The organism is Streptomyces sp. NPDC052020 (genome assembly GCF_040680575.1).
GTDB lineage: Bacteria > Actinomycetota > Actinomycetes > Streptomycetales > Streptomycetaceae > Streptomyces.
In genome coordinates, this window is the sequence record NZ_JBFAWY010000001.1 from 407,437 (window position 1) to 426,042 (window position 18,606).

Annotated in this window: 15 protein-coding genes and 3 pseudogenes; 5 read left to right on the forward strand and 13 right to left on the reverse strand. The window is 72.3% G+C overall.

Going from position 1 to position 18,606, the window contains the following annotated elements; all coding sequences use genetic code 11:
- The first annotated feature begins 105 nt into the window (after positions 1-105).
- Together pulA and AB0L74_RS01815 are read left to right on the forward strand one after the other, a co-directional pair.
- The gene (pulA, locus tag AB0L74_RS01810; protein WP_365644409.1) at positions 106-5,508 is read left to right on the forward strand and encodes a pullulanase-type alpha-1,6-glucosidase; all 5,403 of its coding nucleotides are present in this window, start codon (positions 106-108) and stop codon (positions 5,506-5,508) included.
- A 55-nt stretch (positions 5,509-5,563) separates the two neighbouring features.
- On the forward strand, positions 5,564-5,926 hold the full coding sequence (locus AB0L74_RS01815; RefSeq protein WP_365644412.1) for a 5-carboxymethyl-2-hydroxymuconate Delta-isomerase: 363 nt from the start codon (positions 5,564-5,566) through the stop codon (positions 5,924-5,926).
- Here the strand turns inward: AB0L74_RS01815 and AB0L74_RS01820 are convergent.
- The 7 genes from AB0L74_RS01820 to AB0L74_RS01850 all read right to left on the reverse strand — a co-directional run bounded on the left by AB0L74_RS01820 (position 5,923) and on the right by AB0L74_RS01850 (position 13,407).
- Positions 5,923-6,648, reverse strand: a complete 726-nt coding sequence (locus AB0L74_RS01820) for a TetR/AcrR family transcriptional regulator (protein WP_365644414.1) — start codon at positions 6,646-6,648, stop codon at positions 5,923-5,925. The two genes, AB0L74_RS01815 and AB0L74_RS01820, sit on opposite strands and share 4 nt — an antisense overlap.
- Before the next feature lie 218 nt (positions 6,649-6,866).
- Complete coding sequence (locus AB0L74_RS01825) at positions 6,867-8,786, reverse strand: hypothetical protein (RefSeq protein ID WP_365644417.1); 1,920 nt, start codon at positions 8,784-8,786, stop codon at positions 6,867-6,869.
- Positions 8,787-8,816: 30 nt separating this feature from the next.
- On the reverse strand, positions 8,817-9,356 hold the full coding sequence (locus AB0L74_RS01830) for a tetratricopeptide repeat protein (RefSeq protein WP_365644420.1): 540 nt from the start codon (positions 9,354-9,356) through the stop codon (positions 8,817-8,819).
- Positions 9,357-9,521: 165 nt separating this feature from the next.
- The gene (locus tag AB0L74_RS01835) at positions 9,522-10,559 is read right to left on the reverse strand and encodes an NAD-dependent epimerase/dehydratase family protein (protein WP_365644422.1); all 1,038 of its coding nucleotides are present in this window, start codon (positions 10,557-10,559) and stop codon (positions 9,522-9,524) included.
- 115 nt (positions 10,560-10,674) lie between these two features.
- Entirely contained in the window at positions 10,675-11,259 is a 585-nt protein-coding gene (locus tag AB0L74_RS01840) for a winged helix-turn-helix domain-containing protein (protein WP_365644425.1), read from the reverse strand.
- A gap of 404 nt (positions 11,260-11,663) precedes the next feature.
- Complete coding sequence (glnII, locus tag AB0L74_RS01845; protein ID WP_365644428.1) at positions 11,664-12,695, reverse strand: glutamine synthetase; 1,032 nt, start codon at positions 12,693-12,695, stop codon at positions 11,664-11,666.
- A gap of 352 nt (positions 12,696-13,047) precedes the next feature.
- Entirely contained in the window at positions 13,048-13,407 is a 360-nt protein-coding gene (locus AB0L74_RS01850; protein ID WP_365644431.1) for an arsenate reductase family protein, read from the reverse strand.
- Positions 13,408-13,584: 177 nt separating this feature from the next.
- On the opposite strand from AB0L74_RS01850, the gene AB0L74_RS01855 reads away from it, so the two are divergent.
- Entirely contained in the window at positions 13,585-13,899 is a 315-nt protein-coding gene (locus AB0L74_RS01855) for a hypothetical protein (RefSeq protein ID WP_365644434.1), read from the forward strand.
- Between the two features lie 226 nt (positions 13,900-14,125).
- Here the strand turns inward: AB0L74_RS01855 and AB0L74_RS01860 are convergent, their stop codons facing one another.
- The 4 genes and pseudogenes from AB0L74_RS01860 to AB0L74_RS01875 all read right to left on the reverse strand — a co-directional run bounded on the left by AB0L74_RS01860 (position 14,126) and on the right by AB0L74_RS01875 (position 15,254).
- Positions 14,126-14,659, reverse strand: a complete 534-nt coding sequence (locus AB0L74_RS01860; protein WP_365644437.1) for a hypothetical protein — start codon at positions 14,657-14,659, stop codon at positions 14,126-14,128.
- A gap of 33 nt (positions 14,660-14,692) precedes the next feature.
- Positions 14,693-14,810 (reverse strand): annotated as a pseudogene (locus tag AB0L74_RS01865) (IS5/IS1182 family transposase); the annotation flags it as partial.
- A 55-nt stretch (positions 14,811-14,865) separates the two neighbouring features.
- Positions 14,866-14,956 (reverse strand): annotated as a pseudogene (locus AB0L74_RS01870) (transposase); the annotation flags it as partial.
- 40 nt (positions 14,957-14,996) lie between these two features.
- Positions 14,997-15,254, reverse strand: coding sequence for a hypothetical protein (locus AB0L74_RS01875; protein ID WP_365644440.1), 258 nt, complete (start codon positions 15,252-15,254; stop codon positions 14,997-14,999).
- 267 nt (positions 15,255-15,521) lie between these two features.
- Here AB0L74_RS01875 and AB0L74_RS01880 point away from each other — a divergent pair.
- A pseudogene (locus AB0L74_RS01880) lies at positions 15,522-15,936 on the forward strand (IS5/IS1182 family transposase); the annotation flags it as partial.
- A 16-nt stretch (positions 15,937-15,952) separates the two neighbouring features.
- Here the strand turns inward: AB0L74_RS01880 and AB0L74_RS01885 are convergent.
- Both AB0L74_RS01885 and glnA read right to left on the reverse strand, forming a co-directional pair.
- On the reverse strand, positions 15,953-16,147 hold the full coding sequence (locus tag AB0L74_RS01885; protein WP_365644443.1) for a hypothetical protein: 195 nt from the start codon (positions 16,145-16,147) through the stop codon (positions 15,953-15,955).
- Positions 16,148-16,408: 261 nt separating this feature from the next.
- The gene (gene glnA, locus AB0L74_RS01890; protein WP_029382274.1) at positions 16,409-17,818 is read right to left on the reverse strand and encodes a type I glutamate--ammonia ligase; all 1,410 of its coding nucleotides are present in this window, start codon (positions 17,816-17,818) and stop codon (positions 16,409-16,411) included.
- Positions 17,819-18,049: 231 nt separating this feature from the next.
- On the opposite strand from glnA, the gene AB0L74_RS01895 reads away from it, so the two are divergent.
- On the forward strand, positions 18,050-18,517 hold the full coding sequence (locus AB0L74_RS01895) for an RDD family protein (protein ID WP_365644447.1): 468 nt from the start codon (positions 18,050-18,052) through the stop codon (positions 18,515-18,517).
- Positions 18,518-18,606 lie beyond the last annotated feature (89 nt).

Below are 18,606 nucleotides of genomic sequence, written 5' to 3' on the forward strand. Positions count from 1 at the left end.
TCCTTTCCGTTACTTTCACGACCCTTGCTGTAAGTCTTGCGTCGGCGATACCGTCGCGCGCGGGGTCGGACCCGAATGAGCCGCAAGCGCAAGGAGTTCACGCCTGTGAGACCGAGATGGCCGGTGCCCGCCACGCGCCGCACCCCCTACGCCGGACGGGTCGCGGCCGTCACCGCCGCCGCCCTCGCGGCGACGCTCGCCCAGCCCCTGGCCGCCCGCGCCGAGTCCCCGCCCGCGCCGCCGTCCGACGCGCGGCTGGCGAAGACGGCGGCCCGTCACGACCTGACCCGCGAGCAGTTCTACTTCGTCCTGCCGGACCGTTTCGCCAACGGCGACACCGGCAACGACACCGGCGGCCTGACCGGTTCCCGCCTCACCACCGGCTTCGACCCGGCCGACAAGGGCTTCTACCAGGGCGGTGACCTCAAGGGCCTGACGAAGAGGCTCGACTACATCAAGGGCCTGGGCACCACCGCCCTCTGGCTGGCCCCGATCTTCAAGAACCAGCCCGTACAGGGCACCGGGGAGAACGCCTCCGCCGGCTACCACGGCTACTGGATCACCGACTTCACCCAGGTCGACCCGCACTTCGGCACCAACGAGGACCTGGAGACCCTCATCGACAAGGCCCACGCCAAGGGCATGAAGGTCTTCTTCGACGTCATCACCAATCACACCGCCGACGTCGTCGACTACGAGGAGAAGTCCTACGGCTACCTCTCCAAGGGCGCCTTCCCCTACCTCACCAGGGACGGCGAGCCCTTCGACGACGCCGACCACGCCGACGGCGAGAAGCGGTTCCCGGCCGTCGACGCGGACTCCTTCCCGCGCACCCCGACCGTGCCCGCCGCGAAGCGGAACCTGAAGGTCCCGTCGTGGCTCAACGACCCGGCGATGTACCACAACCGGGGCGACTCCACCTGGGCCGGCGAGTCGGCGACCTACGGCGACTTCAACGGCCTGGACGACCTGTGGACCGAACGGCCCGAGGTCGTCAAGGGCATGGAGCGCATCTACCAGCGCTGGGTGCGGGACTTCGGCATCGACGGCTTCCGCGTCGACACCGTCAAGCACGTCAACATGGAGTTCTGGACCCAGTGGGCGACGGCCCTGGACGCCTACGCGGCGAAGCGGGGCCGGGAGGACTTCTTCATGTTCGGCGAGGTCTACTCCGCCGACACCTCCGTCACCGCCCCGTACGTCACCGAGGGCCGCCTGGACGCCACACTGGACTTCCCCTTCCAGGAGGCGGCCCGCGCCTACGCCTCCCAGGGCGGCAGCGCGAAGAAACTGGCGTCGGTCTTCGCTGACGACTACAAGTACACGACCGACAAGGCCAACGCCTACGAGCAGGTCACCTTCCTCGGCAACCACGACATGGGCCGCATCGGCTCCTTCCTGAAGCAGGACGACCCGGACGCCACCGACGCCGAGCTGCTGAGAAAGGCGAAGCTCGCCAACGAGCTGATGTTCCTCAGCCGGGGCAACCCGGTGGTCTACTACGGCGACGAGCAGGGCTTCACCGGCGCGGGCGGCGACAAGGACGCCCGGCAGCCGATGTTCGCCTCCCGCACGGCCGACTACCTGGACGACGACCAGCTCGGCACCGACCGCACCCACGCCCGGGACGCCTACGACACGCGAGCACCGCTCTACGAGCAGATCAGTGCTCTCGCCAAGCTCCGCGAGGCCCACCCGGCGCTCACCGACGGAGTCCAGACCGAGCGCTACGCCGCCGACGGCCCCGGCGTCTACGCCTTCTCCCGCACCGACGCGAAGACCGGCGCGGAGTACGTCGTCGCCTTCAACAACGCGGGCGAGGCGAAGACGGCGACCTTCGCGACCGAGTCGGCGGGCATGACCTTCCGGGGCCTGTACGGCACCGGCGCCACGGCACGCACCGACGCCGGCAAGAAGATCACCGTCACCGTCCCGGCGGACTCGGCGATCGTCCTCAAGGCGACCGGCCGCCCCGCACAGCCCGCCACCGTGCCGACGATCACCCTGAAGGCCCCCGCCCCCGGCGCCACCGGCACTATCGAGGTCACCGCCGAGGTCGACGGCGGCCGGCTCAACCGGGTCGTCTTCGCCGCCCAGACCGGCGACGGCACCTGGCGGACCCTCGGCTCCGCCGACCACGCCCCCTACAAGGTCACCCACACCCCCGGCGCGGACGTACCCGCCGGGACCGCCCTGCGCTACAAGGCGGTCGTCATCGACTCGGCGGGCCGCACCGCGAGCGCCACCGCCGCCTCCACCACCGGCACCCCGCCCGCCGAGCGGCCCCCCGCGGCCTCCTCCCGCGACTACGCGATCGTCCACTACAAGCGCGCCGACGGGAACTACGACGACTGGGGCCTGTACGCCTGGGGCGACCTCGCCGACGGGGAGGCCACCGAGTGGCCGCGGAGCCACCCCTTCACCGGCCGGGACGCCTACGGCGCCTTCGCCTACGTCAAGCTCGGGCCCGGTGCCTCGAACGTCGGCTTCCTGGTGATCGACAAGGACGGGAACAAGGACGTCGCCGCCGACCGCGCCATCGACGTGACGAAGACCGGCGAGGTGTGGATCGAGCAGGGCGAGGAGACCGTGACGACCGAGCGGCCCGAGTACCCGGCGCCCGACACCACCAAGGCCGTCCTGCACTACCACCGCGCCGACGGCGCCTACGACGGCTGGGGCCTGCACGTGTGGGGCGGCGCCGCCGAGCCCACCGACTGGTCGAAGCCCCTGATGCCGGTGGAGACTGACTCCTATGGCGCGGTCTTCGAGGTGCCGCTCACCGAGGGTGCCACCAGTCTCGGCTACATCGTCCACAAGGGCGACCAGAAGGACCTGCCCACCGACCAGTCGCTCGACCTCAGGGCGAACGGCCACGAGGTGTGGCTGGTGAGCGGCGAGGAGAAGTACCTGCTGCCGCAGCCGGCGGGCTCGGCCGCGGCCGTCGACCTCACCACCTCCAAGGCGGTCTGGATCGACCGGGACACCCTCGCCTGGAACGGCTCCGAGGGCGCCGCCTCCACCCAGCTCCGCTACTCCCGCACCGGCTCCATCAAGGCCGAGAACGGCGTGCTGACCAGTACGGACGAGCGCCGGCTGCGGCTGGCGAAAACCTCCCTGACCGACGCCCAGAAGGCGAAGTACCCCCACCTGAGGGAGTACGCCGCCTTCTTGGTCGACCCGCGCGACCGCGACCGGGTCCGCGAGGCCCTGCGCGGCCAGGTCGTCGCCACCCAGCACAGGGCCGACGGGGCGGTGCTCGCGGCGACGGGCGTGCAGATCGCCGGCGTACTGGACGACCTGTACGACGCGACCGGCGCCGACCTCGGTCCCACCTTCCGCGACGGCCGCCCCACCCTCGCGGTCTGGGCCCCCACCGCCCAGAGCGTCTCCCTGGAGCTGGACGGTGCGCTGAAGCCGATGCGCCGGGACGCCGCCACCGGCGTCTGGTCCGTCACCGGCCCGGTGTCCTGGAAGGGCAAGCCGTACCGGTACGTGGTGAAGGTCTGGGCGCCCAGCGTCCGCCAGGTCGTCACCAACGAGGTCACCGACCCGTACGCCCTCGCCCTCACCGCCGACTCCGAGCGGAGCCTCGTGGCCGACCTCGCCGACCGGTCCCTCGCGCCGGCCGGCTGGACGACGTACGACAAGCCGAAGGCCGTGCCCCTGCGGGACGCCCAGATCCAGGAGCTGCACATCCGCGACTTCTCCGTCGAGGACCGCACGGCGAAGCACCGGGGCACCTACCTCGCCTTCACCGACAAGGACAGCGACGGCTCCAGGCACCTGCGGAAGCTGGCCGAGGCGGGCACCTCGTACGTGCATCTCCTCCCGGCCTTCGACATCGCCACCATCCCCGAGAAGAAGTCCGGCCAGGCCACCGTCGACTGCGACCTGGCCGCGCTGCCCGCCGACTCCGGCCGGCAGCAGGAGTGCGTCGGGAAGACCGCCGCGAAGGACGCCTACAACTGGGGCTACGACCCGTACCACTACACGGTCCCCGAGGGCTCCTACGCCACCGACCCGGACGGCACCGCCCGCACCGTCGAGTTCCGGAAGATGGTCCAGGCGCTCAACGAGGCCGGGCTGCGGGTCGTCATGGACGTCGTCTACAACCACACCGCCGCCAGCGGCCAGGCGGCCACCTCCGTCCTGGACCGGATCGTGCCCGGCTACTACCAGCGGCTGCTGGCCGACGGCTCGGTGGCGAACAGCACCTGCTGCGCCAACACGGCCACCGAGAACGCCATGATGGGCAAGCTGGTCGTCGACTCCGTCGTCACCTGGGCCAGGCAGTACAAGGTCGACGGCTTCCGCTTCGACCTGATGGGCCATCACCCCAAGGCCAACATCCTCGCCGTCCGCGAGGCGCTGGACGCGCTCACGGCCGAGAAGGACGGCGTCGACGGCAAGAAGATCATCCTGTACGGCGAGGGCTGGAACTTCGGCGAGGTCGCCGACGACGCCCGCTTCGAGCAGGCCACCCAGCGGAACATGGCCGGCACGGGCATCGCCACCTTCTCCGACCGGGCCCGCGACGCGGTGCGCGGCGGCGGGCCCTTCGACGCCGATCCCGGCGTCCAGGGCTTCGCCTCCGGCCTGTACACCGACCCCAACGCCGCACCGGCCAACGGCACCCCGGCCGAGCAGAAGGCCCGCCTCCTGCACTACCAGGACCTGATCAAGGTGGGCCTGACCGGCAACCTGGCCGGCTACCGCTTCACCGCCACCGGCGGCCGGGAGGTCACCGGCTCCGAGGTCGACTACAACGGCGCCCCGGCCGGCTACGCCAAGGCACCCGGCGACGCCCTCGCCTACGCCGACGCGCACGACAACGAGACCCTGTTCGACGCGCTCGCCTTCAAACTGCCGAAGGACACCCTTGCCGGTGACCGGGCCCGGATGCAGGTCCTCGCCATGGCGACCGCCGCGCTCTCGCAGGGCCCGGCCCTGAGCCAGGCCGGCACCGACCTGCTGCGCTCCAAGTCCCTGGACCGCAACTCCTACGACAGCGGCGACTGGTTCAACGCCATCCACTGGGACTGCCGGGACGGCAACGGCTTCGGCCGGGGCCTGCCGATGGCCGCCGACAACGCCGACAAATGGCCGTACGCCAAGCCCTTGCTCAGCACGGTGCGGGTCGGCTGCCCGCAGATCGAGGGCGCCTCGGCGGCCTACCGTGACCTGCTGCGGATCCGGACGAGCGAGAAGGACTTCTCCCTCGCCACCGCCGCGCAGGTCCAGTCCCGCCTCTCCTTCCCGCTGTCCGGCCCGGACGAGACACCCGGTGTGATCACCATGCGCCTCGGTGACCTGGTCGTCGTCTTCAACGCGACACCGCGGCGGCAGAAGCAGACGGTCGGGGACCTCGCCGGGGCCGGCTACCGGCTGCACCCGGTGCAGGCGGCCGGCGCGGACCCGGTGGTGAAGGAGTCGTCGTACGCGGCACCGACGGGCACGTTCACCGTCCCGGCCCGCACGGTGGCGGTGTTCTCCCGGGCCGGCTGAGCACGACGGCACACACGGTTAGGGTGAGCCCTGCCGTTCACGAACAGGAGGGCTCATGCCGCAGATCACCGTCGACTACTCCGCCGAGCTGGCGGACGACTTCGACCGGCCCGCCTTCGCGCGGGCCCTGCACACCGCCGTGGTCGACATCGCGGCCGCCAAGCCGCCCGCGTGCAAGACCCAGTTCCGCCGCACCGAGCACACCACGGTCGGCCCGGACACCGAGGGGCACGCCGTCGTGCACGTCACCCTGGGGCTGCTCGCCGGCCGCACCGAGGAGACCAAGGCACGGCTCACCGAGGCCGTGCTGGAACTGCTGCGGCAGTACGTCAAACCGGCCGGCGGCATCGCCCTGCACGCCTCCGCGGAGGTGCGCGAACTCGACCCGTCCTACCGGAAGTACGAGCAGGAAGGCTAGACGTCCTGGGGGACCAGCGCGGCGAGCCGGGCGGCCAGCCCCCGGAAGGGGCCGTCGGCCGGCTCGTCCGCCAGGACGCGGCGCAGCAGCGCGCCCATCTCCTTGTCGTGGGCGGCGCTCACCGCCATCAGCGCGGCGAAGTCCTGCACGAGCTGGGTCTGAAGCTCCGCGCGCGGGACGCGCCGGCCGTCCAGCCAGATCAGCGCCGTCGACTCGGCGAGCGAGATCCAGGTGCGGACGACCAGTTCCAGGCGCGCGGGCGGGTCCGTCACCCCCAGGTGCGACAGCACCTGGTCGTACGCCGCCTGCCGGACGGAGTCGATGAGCGCGCACGTCGCCGAGGCCGTGCTCATGGCGCAGGCGCCGCCCGCGGGAACCGCCGGGCCGCCGCGCATCAGCGCCGAGAACCCGGGCCCGTGCTCGTCGACGAAGTCGAAGAAGCGGCCCATCACCCGCAGCAGCCGCGCCCCCACCGGTCCGTCGTTCGGCTCCGCGAACCGGGCCGCGAGATCCTCCGCCGCCTTCTTCAACGCCGCCTCGTAGAGGCTGAGTTTGCCGGGGAAGTAGTGGTAGACGAGCGGGCGGGAGATGCCCGCGGCGGAGGCTATCTCGTCGATGGAGACCTCGTCGGGCGAGCGGCGGCTGAACAGTTCGAGAGCGACGCCGATCAGCTGCTGCCGCCGCTCCTCGACGCCCATGCGGCGGCGTACCCCGGTAGTCATACGAACACCTTACCGATCGAATCCGGCCGCGGAACGGGCAGATCGGGCACCGATGTTCACAAGTCCGGCAGCAGCCGCTCACCTCACGCCCATATGACGGGCGGGCGTCACGCGTCCGCGCCCCGCGCCGGCCGCGTCCCGTCACGGTGGCCGGCCTCCTTCGGCCGCCGCCCGGGCCGGGGCGGCGGTGTCCGCCGTCTCGTCCCCGGGGCCCGGCGTCACCGCAGCGCGCCGACCTTCCGCCCGTCCTCCAGCGTGCCCTTCACCTCTGCCCGCGCCCCCCGCTTCGCCCGTGCCGTCAGCAGGTTGCCGTCCGCGGACGCGCTGACCCCGCCCGTCACCCGGACCGACGCCGTGTCGTCGCTCCCGGCGGCCAGCAGATACCAGTCGTCCGCCTCCGACTTCCACAGCACCCCGGCCAGCACATGCGGATCGCGCGCCCCGCACGCCGTCACGCCCGTGCCCTTGGCCGCCACGGCTCCGTACCTGCCGCCCGGCGCGCGGAACTGGGCCAGCGCCCGGGCCCCTCGTCCCCGCCAGGTCTCGGCCCGGGTGCACACCCACGCGGCCGACCCGCTGGCGTCGGGCAGCGGCTGCTCGGCGAACTCCCAGGCGTTCACCGACCGGACGCCCTGCCCGCGCACCGCGCCGAGCGAGCAGGCGTACGGTGCCCAGGTGCGCAGCGCCTCGGCACCGGACGCCTCCCGGACCGACCCCGGCCGTCCGGTGGTGAGGCGGGCGGGCACCAGCTCCCCGAGGTCGGTCAGCAGACGCGTGGTGGAACCGTCGGTCAGCTGGAGCACGTTCCACGACGCGCACGCCCCGTCGTGCCGGACGGGGCTGGCCAGCGGCGAGGTCATCCCGTCGGTCAGGGTCAGGTCCATGGCGCCGGAGCCCGGCTCGGTCAGGTCCCGCTCGGCGGCCCTGGTCACCCAGGGAGCGGTCAGGTAGCGGACGTTGCCGTCGGCCCGGCCGAGGACCACCGCGCCCGCCTCGGCCCGGCGCGCGTTGTCGGTCCGCGCGAAGTCCAGGGCCGCGCCCCGCGCGCCGTCCAGCGGTTCGGCGTACCGGACCAGGCGCAGACCGTCGTAGAGGATCACCACGCGCGCGTTGTCGACGTTCCCCGCGTACAGCAGCTGCGGCGGGCCGGGCGGGCCACCGGCCGGGGTGCCCGGCGTCGCCGAGACGCGCACGGTCTCGCCGGGGCGGGCCCACACGGCGAGGGCGCGGCGCAGCAGTGCCCGGTCGCCGGTGAGGTCGCCGCGGGCCGGCCACACGGAGAAGTCGGTGCGGGGCGAGGTCCGCCAGGCGGCGGGGGAGACTCTGACCAGTCTTCCGGGGTCGAGGGCGGCCTGCGCCGACGCGTTGCGCGCGTAGGGCGGGGCGGCGGGGCCGTCGGGGCCCCGGCCGGCCGCGGGCAGGGCGGCCAGCACCCCGCACACGACCAGGGCCGCGCCCGCGGCCAGCGCGGCCTTGCCGTGCTGCCGGCGCCGCATCAGGTCGGTCGGCCGGGCCACCAGCGAACAGGGGTCGAACTCGGGGGAGTCCAGCAGGGCGTACTGCCCGGGGACCGTGTCGGCCTCGCGCAGCGCGGCGTCCACGTCGGTGACGCCCGCGGCGGCGAGCACCTCCCGCACATCGCCGTCGGGCAGCTTCTCCAGGCCGCGCAGCGCGTACGCGGCCCGGCCGGGCCCGGACAGGGCGGACAGCCGCTGGTCCAGGCCCAGCTCGTCGGCACCGCCGGAGCGGGGGAACAGCCTCAGGCCCCACACCTGGGGCAGCACCGGCGGCAGCGGGGGCCGCCCGAGCCGCATCCGGCGCCAGAGCGGCACACCCGCCACCAGCGCCGCGCGCAGTACCCGGAGACGGAGGCAGGCGTAGCCCGGGTCGGTCTCGCGCCCGGCCGGCTGGGCCGGGATGACGGGCGCCTCGGTAGTGCCGCGGGGCAGCGCCCGCTGGGTGAGGGCGTGCGCGGTCAGGACGCGGCGGCTGCGGCCCGGGCCCGGCGGCAGGACCAGATAGGCGAGCCGGGCCAGCCGCGGGTAATGCTCGACGAGCGCGGCCTCGGCCTGTTCGACGCCGACGACCGGGGAGTCGGCGGACGGTGCGGGGCGCGGGGCGACATCCTGTGGCTGCACGCCCAGCAGAACGAGCGACGCGTCCGATGGTCACCTGGCGGCGGGGCGGTGCTCCTCCCGCTCCACGAGCAGCCGGGCGTAGTTCGCCATCGACCTCTGGTAGCGCGGCAGGTGGCCGGCGAGGGCGCCCAGCACCAGGGACAGCCCCTCGCGGTCGCGCCCGAGGCTCGACAGGCACAGGGCGAGCGTGGCCCGTACGGCGTCGTCCAGTTCGTCGGAAGGGGCGTTAAGTTCCGGGGTGAGCAGCTCGACGCCCTCCTGGGGGCGGCCGGTGTTCCGCAGCGAGCTGGACAGCTGGATCTTCGCCCGGCGGCCCTGGTAGCCGCTGACGTCGCTCAGCCCGTGCGCCAGCGCCCGGCGGTACAGGGGGACGGCCTTGTCCGAGTGGCCCGTCGAGTCCCAGGCGCAGGCCCGCTCGAACAGGCCGAGCGGGCTGTCCGGCGGCAGCTCACCGGCCAGGGCGTCGATCACCGCGCGGAACTCCGCCGCGCGCTCCTCGCCGTAGGCGTCGAAGGCGGCCCAGGCGGCGGCCACGCGGTCTGCCCAGCTCTGGTCGGCATGCTCGCTCACCGGGACACCTTCGCACGGGCGGGTGCCTCACGGCACCCGGATTTCGCCGCCGTGCGGTGCCGGTCGGCGGCCGCGGCCGCGAGGGGCCGGGACCGCGAGGACCCGCCGGCCGTCGTCGCCGGAGACCGCCGGGCCCCCGGCCCGGGGGACCGGGCGGCCCGGGGCTTACCGGGCCTGTCCCCCGGTCCGGGAGTGGTGCCGGGCATACCCCCCGGCGGCGAGCACCCCGGCCTCCGTCTCCGGGGCGAGCCCGACCGGCGGCCGGTCCGGGCGCCGGGGTGCCTTGCCGCCGATGCCCTCCAGCCACTCCCAGGTGGCGGCGACGGTCTCGGCGGCGGGGCGGCAGCGCAGGCCGGTGGCCAGGGCGCGGGAGACGTCCACGCGGTAGAGCCCGTCGTGCAGGACGCTGCCCGGCGGCACCCACACCGGCAGCTGCGTCCACGGCTCGACACCGGCCCCGAGCACCGCCTCGGGAGCCGTCCAGCACAGCTCGGCAGTCCCGCCCGTGACCCGTACGCACTCCCGCAGGAGCTCCTCCGTCGTGGTGTGCCCCTGCGGCCCGGTCACGTTGCAGGGGCCGCCCAGCCCTTGCTCCACGGCCCCCAGGAGCCACTCGGCGAGGTCGCGTACGTCGATGAACTGGAGGGGCAGGCCGCGCGGGCCCGGGGCGAGCACCGGGCCGCCGCGCGCCGCCCGGGTCAGCCACCACGGCAGCCGGCCCACGTTCTCGTAGGGCCCGAGGATCAGCCCGGCCCGCACCAGCAGCGACGCCTCCTCGCCGAAGGCGTCGAGGACGGCCAGTTCCCCGCCCCGCTTGTCCCGGGCGTAGCCGCCCGGCCCGGCGTCGGGCGAGGCATCCGTCACCAGCGGGGCGTCCTCGGTGTACCCGGGGGCGGGCGGCCAGGCGTACACCGAGCAGCTGGAGACGTACGCGTACCGGCGGGCGCGGCCCCGCAGCAGCCGCGCCGCGTCCCGTACCGCCCGGGGCGCCGCCGACCAGGTGTCGACGACGGCGTCCCAGGTGCCCTCGGCGAGGGCGGCGAGCCCGCCGGGGGCGGTGCGGTCGCCGTGCAGCGACCGTGCGCCGGGCGGGGCGGCGTGCCGTCCCCGGTGGAAGACGGTCACGTCCCAGCCGCGCCGCAGCGCGGCCTCCACGACGGCGCGGCCCACGAACTCGGTGCCGCCCAGTGTCAGCAGTCTCATACCGCTGATCCTGACGGGCGCGGCCCCCGAGCGGAACGGCCGTCTGCCGACGGCAGAGACCGGCGGCAGAGATCGACGGCGGAGACCGGCGGCGGAGACCGGAGGTCAGCGGCCCTCAGCGACCCGACGGCGGCACGTACTTGTACCCGACCCGCCGCACGGTCTGGATCGCGCCCCGGTACTCGGCGCCCATCTTGCGGCGCAGGCGGGCGATGTGGACGTCGACGGTGCGGCCGTCGCCCACATGGCCGTACCCCCACACGGTGGTGACGAGCTGGTCCCGCGTGTGCACCCGGTGCGGGTGGGCGACGAGATGGGCGAGCAGCTCGAACTCCAGATACGTCAGGTCCAGCTGCCGGCCCGCGACCGCGGCGACGCGGCGCACGGTGTCGACGCGGATCAGCGGGTCGTCGCCGGATACGGCCGCGGCCGGCGGTTCCGGTTCCGGCACCGCCACCGGGAAGGGCGGCTGCTGGTCGGCGGGGACCAGCACCAGATAGCCGACCATCGGCGGCTGTCCGGGCAGCGCGGGCAGGGTGTGCTGGGGCGCGGGCAGCCAGGTGGCGCCGGGCGGCAGGAGGTCGGTGACGGTGACGGCCTCGTCCCGGCCGACGGAACGCAGCCGGTGCCGCGCGCCGTTCGCCGCCGGGGCGGCCGGGGAGGTGAGCGTGGCGGTGGTCAGAGAACGGGTGGTCGCCATGAGAGGTCAGCTCTTTCGCGCGAGGGGTTCGTCGGAGAGCTCGGCGGGCGCCGGATCGTGCCGGGCCGGCCGAGGGAGGGACGTACGCGGTGCGCGCGGACCGAAAGCCGTTGTACGGCGGGTGCCGGGTGTACGGCTGTCAGAGGGCCGGCGCGTTCGTCGCGCGGCAACACACCCGGTCGAAGTCGTGGTGCTGACGGGAAGGCCAGAAGGGCTCGAGGTCGTGGCGACCCGGCATGCTGAGCTTCTGGAGGCTGGCCATGGCCCCATTGAAGCAGACACCGGGGCCCGGCAGGACCCTTCTCTCACTGCGTGGACGCCTGCCTGTCCGGAAACCGACGTCCCACGCGCGTGAGGGGCGCCCGCCTCGACGGCGGACGCCCCTCACACGGAAGCGGAACGGATCAGACCTGGCCGGCCTTCTCCAGCGCCGTGCAGCAGGTGTCGACGAGCAGGCGGGTCACCACGTACGGGTCGACGTTGGCGTTGGGACGCCGGTCCTCGATGTAGCCCTTGCCGTCCTTCTCGACCTGCCACGGGATGCGGACGGAGGCGCCGCGGTCGGAGACGCCGTAGGAGTACTGGTCCCACGGGGCGGTCTCGTGCAGGCCCGTCAGACGGTCGTCGATGCCGGCGCCGTAGTTCTTGACGTGATCCAGCGGCTTGGAGCCCTCGCCGAGCGCCTCGCACGCGGTGATGATGGCGTCGTAGCCCTCGCGCATGGCCTTGGTGGAGAAGTTGGTGTGCGCGCCGGCGCCGTTCCAGTCGCCCTTGACCGGCTTGGGGTCGAGGGTGGCGGTGATGCCGAAGTCCTCGGCGGTGCGGTAGAGCAGCCAGCGGGCCACCCACAGCTGGTCGGAGACCTCCAGCGGGGCGAGGGGGCCGACCTGGAACTCCCACTGGCCGGGCATGACCTCGGCGTTGATGCCGGAGATGCCCAGGCCCGCCTTCAGGCAGTTGTCGAGGTGGGCCTCGACCACGTCACGGCCGAAGATCTCGTCGGAGCCGACACCGCAGTAGTAACCGCCCTGCGGGGCCGGGAAGCCTCCCTTGGGGAAGCCCAGCGGGTAGCCGTCCTTGAAGAAGGTGTACTCCTGCTCGATGCCGAAGATCGGCTCCTGCGCCGCGAACCGCCCGGCGACCTCGGCCAGTTCGGCGCGGGTGTTGCTGGGGTGCGGGGTCAGGTCCGTGTCGAGGACCTCGCACAGCACCAGGATGTCGTCGCCGCCGCGGATCGGGTCGGGGCAGGAGAAGACCGGCTTCAGCACGCAGTCCGAGGAGTTGCCCTCGGCCTGGTTGGTGGAGGACCCGTCGAAGCCCCAGATCGGCAGTGCGTCCAGACCGGCGGGGGCACCCGCGATGATCTTCGTCTTGGAACGAAGTTTGGCGGTGGGCGCGGTGCCGTCGATCCAGATGTACTCGGCCTTGAAGGTCACGGGTGCCACTTCCTTCGGGTGGGTCTTGGCGCACTCGCGGATGCTGCGGCGCTGCGGCACCGGGGCGCCGCCTCAACTGCCCGGCAGCCTGTCAACAGGGGGTTTCCCGGCCATTGCCCGTATGTGAACCCCGTGTTACCTGGCGCTGGTGTGGCACACCTCACCGTGTGAGGGCGGAGAGCCCGGAGTGGGGCCGGGGGAGCCGCCGCCCGGTGGGGGACCGCGTGCCCGGCCCGGCCGGTCGTATGCGAGGCCGGGGCGCGGCAGACGGCGGAGGAGGGGTGGCGGCCGGCAGGCGGCTCGGCCGTCGCCCCGCCCGCGCCGGGTGTCCTTCCCCGGCTCCCGCCGCCCGTCAGCGGGACAGCGCCTCGCGCACCGCCTCGTCGGTCCGGGCCACGAGCGCGGTGCCGTCGTCCGCCGTGATGATCGGGCGCTGGATCAGCTTCGGGTGCTCGGCGAGGGCCGTGATCCAGCGGTCGCGCGACGCCTCGTCACGGGGCCAGTCCCGCAGTCCCAGTTCCTTGGCGGCGGCCTCCTGCGTGCGGGTGATCTCCCACGGTTCGAGACCCAGCCGGGCGAGGACGTCGCGGATCTCGTCCTCGCCCGGGACGTCCTCCAGGTAGCGGCGGACGGTGTAGTCGGCGCCCTCGGCGTCGAGCAGGGTGAGCGCGCTGCGGCACTTGGAACAGGCCGGGTTGATCCAGATCTCCATGGGCCCACGGTACGCCGGGAGGGTGCTCAAAACCCGTTCGCCCCTCTCGTCACCGCACCCCCGAAAGCGCTTGTGGCCAGGGGCGATTGTCAGTGCCGGGCCGTAAAATTGAAGCAGTGTTCGAGGGTGTCGCCGGGGCCCGCCCGGCGGTGCCCCGACCGCGACAGGAGGATGCCCGTGCCCGCTGCCGCAGTGAAGCCGAAGCCGTTGCCCACCCAGTCGACCGCCCAGCGCCCCGTCCTGCTCGACCTGCCGTACGCGCCCGTGGAGAAGCGGCCGCTGCCGGCGGGCCGCCCCCGCGAGTGGTACATCACGCACAACCGCCGCCTGAAGGCGATGCGGCTCGCCATCGCCCTGCTCGACTCGGGCGTCTACCTGCCGAACCAGGCCCGTGACGAGACCATACGCGACACGGCGGAGCTCATCGGCGTCCACCCGCCGTCCGACACCACCTGCCACATGGTGCGGGCGCTGATGCGCTACAGCCGCTGACGTTCGTCCCGCACCGCCGGACGGCCGGTCCGGGTCCCCGAAGCCACGGGGGCCCGGCATCCCCCATCCCGGTGCCGCCACGGCCCCCGGCCCGGCTCCGGGCCGGTGCGGTACTGGGTCTGCCGTCCGGGGAGGGCGGCTGGCCGCCGCGCCGGACGGCCGAGCGGTCACAGGTCAGCCACATCACCGCAGCGCGATGGACACCTGGTAGGGCCTGTCCGGCGGATCAGGGACGGACCGGGAAACGGTGGGCCGGGGGCGGGCCATCGGTGGGCACGTCACGGCTGATGACGAGGGCCTCTCCTGTGTCGGCGAACTCCCAGCGAGTCGCGCTCGCCTTGGACGCGGAGAGCCATTCGGCACGAACGACAGGACGGCGCAACAGCCTCTCGAACCAGTCGGCGCACCGTAGTGCGAGCTCGACGGCCGTGCCTGAGGCCTTGAAATACCCGCGCTCGGGCGACTCGTGGAGGTTGAAGAGCTGGTCGGAGACTTTCCCTGCCCGCACCCGCGCGCCATAGAAGTGCACGGCCCACTCGCCGAGTATCAGTGAGCGTTCCTCGTCGAGGAGGGAGACCCAGACGAGAAGCGACGAGTCGTCCTCGGGCCGTGAGACGCCGCTGGGAGCCCACGGCATCCGCCAGGTGGCAGCCCGGGTGCGCAGGGCTGCGAGGAAGGTGAGTTCAGCCTCGTCGAAGTCCAAGGGGTCCTCGCCGTACTCCTCCGGGTCTTCAACCTTGAACCAGGCGTTGTCGTCCACAGAGGCACCTTAAATCTTGGCGTGCCCCGTGGATCAGCGGCGGAGCCATAGCCGGATCGCCGCGGTCGTGACGGTGCCGTGGAACACGTAGGCTCGTTTGCCGCAGCGGGTAACGACGGCTCGGGAGTTCTTGAGTCTGCTCCAGTCGATCCGGCCGGCCGGCTCGGCGTCCGCTCGGACGGCCCGCAGGATCTGGTCCGTGCCGTCCGCGACCAACGCCGGTGACGTTCATGAAACGGGCTTCCATCTGCCGAAGCGCTCGGGCACGTCACGCCACGGTATGCCGGTCCGGATCCGAACAGGTTCCGATGATCACCGTGCGGTGGCCAGTAAGCGCCTAGTAGGGCGCCCGGAAGTTGATGTAGCCCAGCAACAGGATGACGGCGGCCACGCACCCGAGGACCACCGTCGTCGACACCCACGACGACCGGCGGCCCCGCACCGGCTCCGGGTCGGCGCGGAACGGCACCGGTCCGGGCGGGTTGTCCTTCCAGCGTGCGGCGAGCATCCGGGCCCGCGCGGACGGCTCCTTGTGCTCCGCGCCCTCCGCCCACGCGTGATCGAACTCCCGCTCCCAGTCGTCCCGTTCGGACATGTCGAACCCTTCCCCCATCCCCCTGGAAACCTCCGGATCGAACAACCGTGCCAGTAAACCAGGAAGCCGGTTTCCATGCACACGACAGCGCCCCCGCTCCCGGAGAGGGGGGGCGGGTGGGCGAGCTGTGGCTACCGCCTGGTCGAGCGCGGCCGGGGCCCGCACCGATCCGCCGCCAAAGCGGGCCGAAACGGCAGAACACCAGGCCGAGAGGCCATGGCAGAGCCTCGTCGCCCGGCTGCTGGAGGTGGTGCAGGAGCTGAGGGCCTTGGCCGCTCGCGCGGCGGATGCACCACAAAGCTCCACCTGAGCGCAGACGGTCACTGCCGCCCGCTGTCCCTGATCGTCACGCCAGGTCAGCGGGCAGACTGCACACAGAAGCCAGACAGCCTCGCGGCAAGGCGTACAGCAACGGGCCGGGCCGCGAGTACCTGCGGTGCCGGGGCATCCGGCACATCAACCGGAGAAGACCGACAGCCGGGCCGCCCGCCTGCGCAAAGGCTCACGTGGCGGACGGCCACCCGGCTTCGACGAAGAGCGTTACAAGGAACGCAACACCATCGAACGAGCGATCAACAAGCTCAAGCAGTCCCGCGCTGTAGCCACCCGCTACGACAAACGCGGCTACGTCTACCTCGGAACCGCCACCGCAGCAGCCCTGGTCATCTGGCTCCGCACATGATGGGTCTGGACAGGTCCTAGTAATTCATCGACACCACGACGTAAAGGCACGCGAGAACCGCGACTGCACAGATAACGGCCAGGGTGATCAGCAAACAGCCGAGCACTCCTGTAGTCCCGGCGATCGCTGCCCAGCCGAACCGTGTTGCTCGTTCGGCCTGCTGGACCGCGTCGTGGTAGTCACTGTCGTCATACCAACCGCGATCAGCCATGATCACCTCCTTTTGAGACCCTATAACTCGCCCACCTCGCCCAGAAACCGACGGCACCGGCCCGTAGGTGATGGCAGGATCGCCCGGACACCCCCTGGTGGCGGCCCTCGTTCATGCCGCTGTCGTCGCGCGAGCGCATCGGTCAGGCGGTGCACGCTCGGTGCGCAAGGTGACGGAAAGCAAGCCGGTTTCGTGCACACGACAGCGGCCCCCGCCCCCGGAGAACGGGAACGGGGGCCGCCCGGGCGGCTCAGGCGTCGATCACACGTCGAAGTACAGCTCGAACTCGTGCGGGTGCGGGCGCAGCTGGAGCGGGGCGATCTCGTTGGCGCGCTTGAAGTCGATCCAGGTCTCGATCAGGTCCGGCGTGAACACGTCGCCCTGGAGGAGGAACTCGTGGTCGGCCTCCAGGCGGTCGAGGACGGCGCCGAGGGAGGTCGGGACCTGCGCGACGTTGGCGTGCTCCTCGGGAGCCAGCTCGTAGAGGTCCTTGTCGATCGGCTCGGCCGGCTCGATCTTGTTCTTGATGCCGTCCAGGCCGGCCAGCAACAGCGCCGAGAAGGCCAGGTACGGGTTGCCGGAGGCGTCCGGGGCGCGGAACTCGACGCGCTTGGCCTTCGGGTTCGAGCCGGTGATCGGGATGCGCATCGCGGCGGAGCGGTTGCGCTGCGAGTACACCAGGTTCACCGGCGCCTCGAAGCCCGGCACCAGGCGGTGGTAGGAGTTCACCGTCGGGTTGGTGAAGGCCAGCAGCGACGGGGCGTGCTTGAGGATGCCGCCGATGTAGTAGCGGGCGGTGTCCGACAGGCCGGCGTAGCCCTGCTCGTCGTAGAAGAGCGGCTCGCCGTTGCTCCACAGCGACTGGTGGACGTGCATGCCCGAGCCGTTGTCGCCGAAGATCGGCTTCGGCATGAAGGTCGCCGTCTTGCCGTTCTTCCACGCCACGTTCTTCACGATGTACTTGAAGAGCTGGAGGTCGTCGGCGGCGGCGAGCAGCGTGTTGAACTTGTAGTTGATCTCGGCCTGGCCGGCGGTGCCCACCTCGTGGTGCTGGCGCTCGACCTTCAGGCCGGCCCGCTCCAGCTCCAGGGAGATCTCCGCGCGCAGGTCGGCGAAGTGGTCGACCGGCGGGACCGGGAAGTAGCCGCCCTTGTAGCGGACCTTGTACCCGCGGTTGTCCTCCACGGCGCCGGTGTTCCAGGCGCCCGCCTCGGAGTCGATGTGGTAGAAGGACTCGTTCGCGCTGGTGGCGAAGCGGACGGAGTCGAAGACGTAGAACTCGGCCTCGGGACCGAAGTAGGCGGTGTCCGCGATGCCGGTCGACGCCAGGTACGCCTCGGCCTTCTTCGCCACGTTCCGCGGGTCACGGGAGTACTGCTCGCCGGTGATCGGGTCGTGGATGAAGAAGTTGACGTTGAGCGTCTTGTCCCGGCGGAACGGGTCGACACGGGCGGTCGACAGGTCCGCGCGCAGCGCCATGTCGGACTCGTGAATGGCCTGGAAGCCGCGGATCGAGGAGCCGTCGAAGGCGAGCTCCTCGTCCGGGTCGAACGCCTCGGCGGGCACCGTGAAGTGCTGCATGACGCCCGGGAGGTCGCAGAAACGGACATCGATGAACTTGACGTCCTCGTCCGCGATGAACTTCTTGGCCTCGTCGGCGTTCTGGAACATCCAGCTCCTCCTACTCCCGACCGTGCCGCCGGGGTGGTAGATCGTTCGTGCGGCCAGTGCGGGTGGCACACGCTGCGCTCGACCCTAGGGACGGGTGATTTCTCGGGCGTGACCCGTTTGTTTCACAGAAGTTAACCGGACCCCCTGGCGCGGATCCGTCGGACCCTTCCACAGTAGCCCCGGCGTACCCCTCCATGCCCCGGTCATATCCGGGCGCAGTACCGTGTACGGGTGGACAAGAGGCAAGCAATCGGATCATGGCTGTCCGGGCCGCGCGCGGCCATGGAGGACGCCGGGGCCGAGTTCGGATACCGGGGCCGGCAGCTCGGCCTGCCGGAGGAGGGGCCGGGCTCGATCGCCCGTCCCGGGCGGCGGATCGGCGCGCTCGCCGTGGACTGGGCCCTGTGCCTGCTGATCGCATACGGCCTGATCACCGACGGCTACGGCCAGGCGACGTCCAACTGGGCGCTGCTCATCTTCTTCGTCCTGAGCGTCCTGACCGTCGGGACCGTCGGTTTCACCCCGGGCAAGCGCCTGCTCGGCCTGCGGGTCGTCGAGCTCGGCACCGGCCGGGTCAGCCCGCTGCGCGCCCTGCTGCGCTCGGTGCTGCTGTGCCTGGCGATCCCGGCCCTGGTCTGGGACCGCGACGGCCGCGGTCTGCACGACCGGCTGGCGCGCACGGTCGAGGTGCGGGTCTGACCGGTCCGTCCCCGTACGCGGAAGGGGCGCCCGGTGCGGATGTCGACCGGGGCGCCCTCCGGCAGCGACAGGATGTGGGTGGCCAGTCC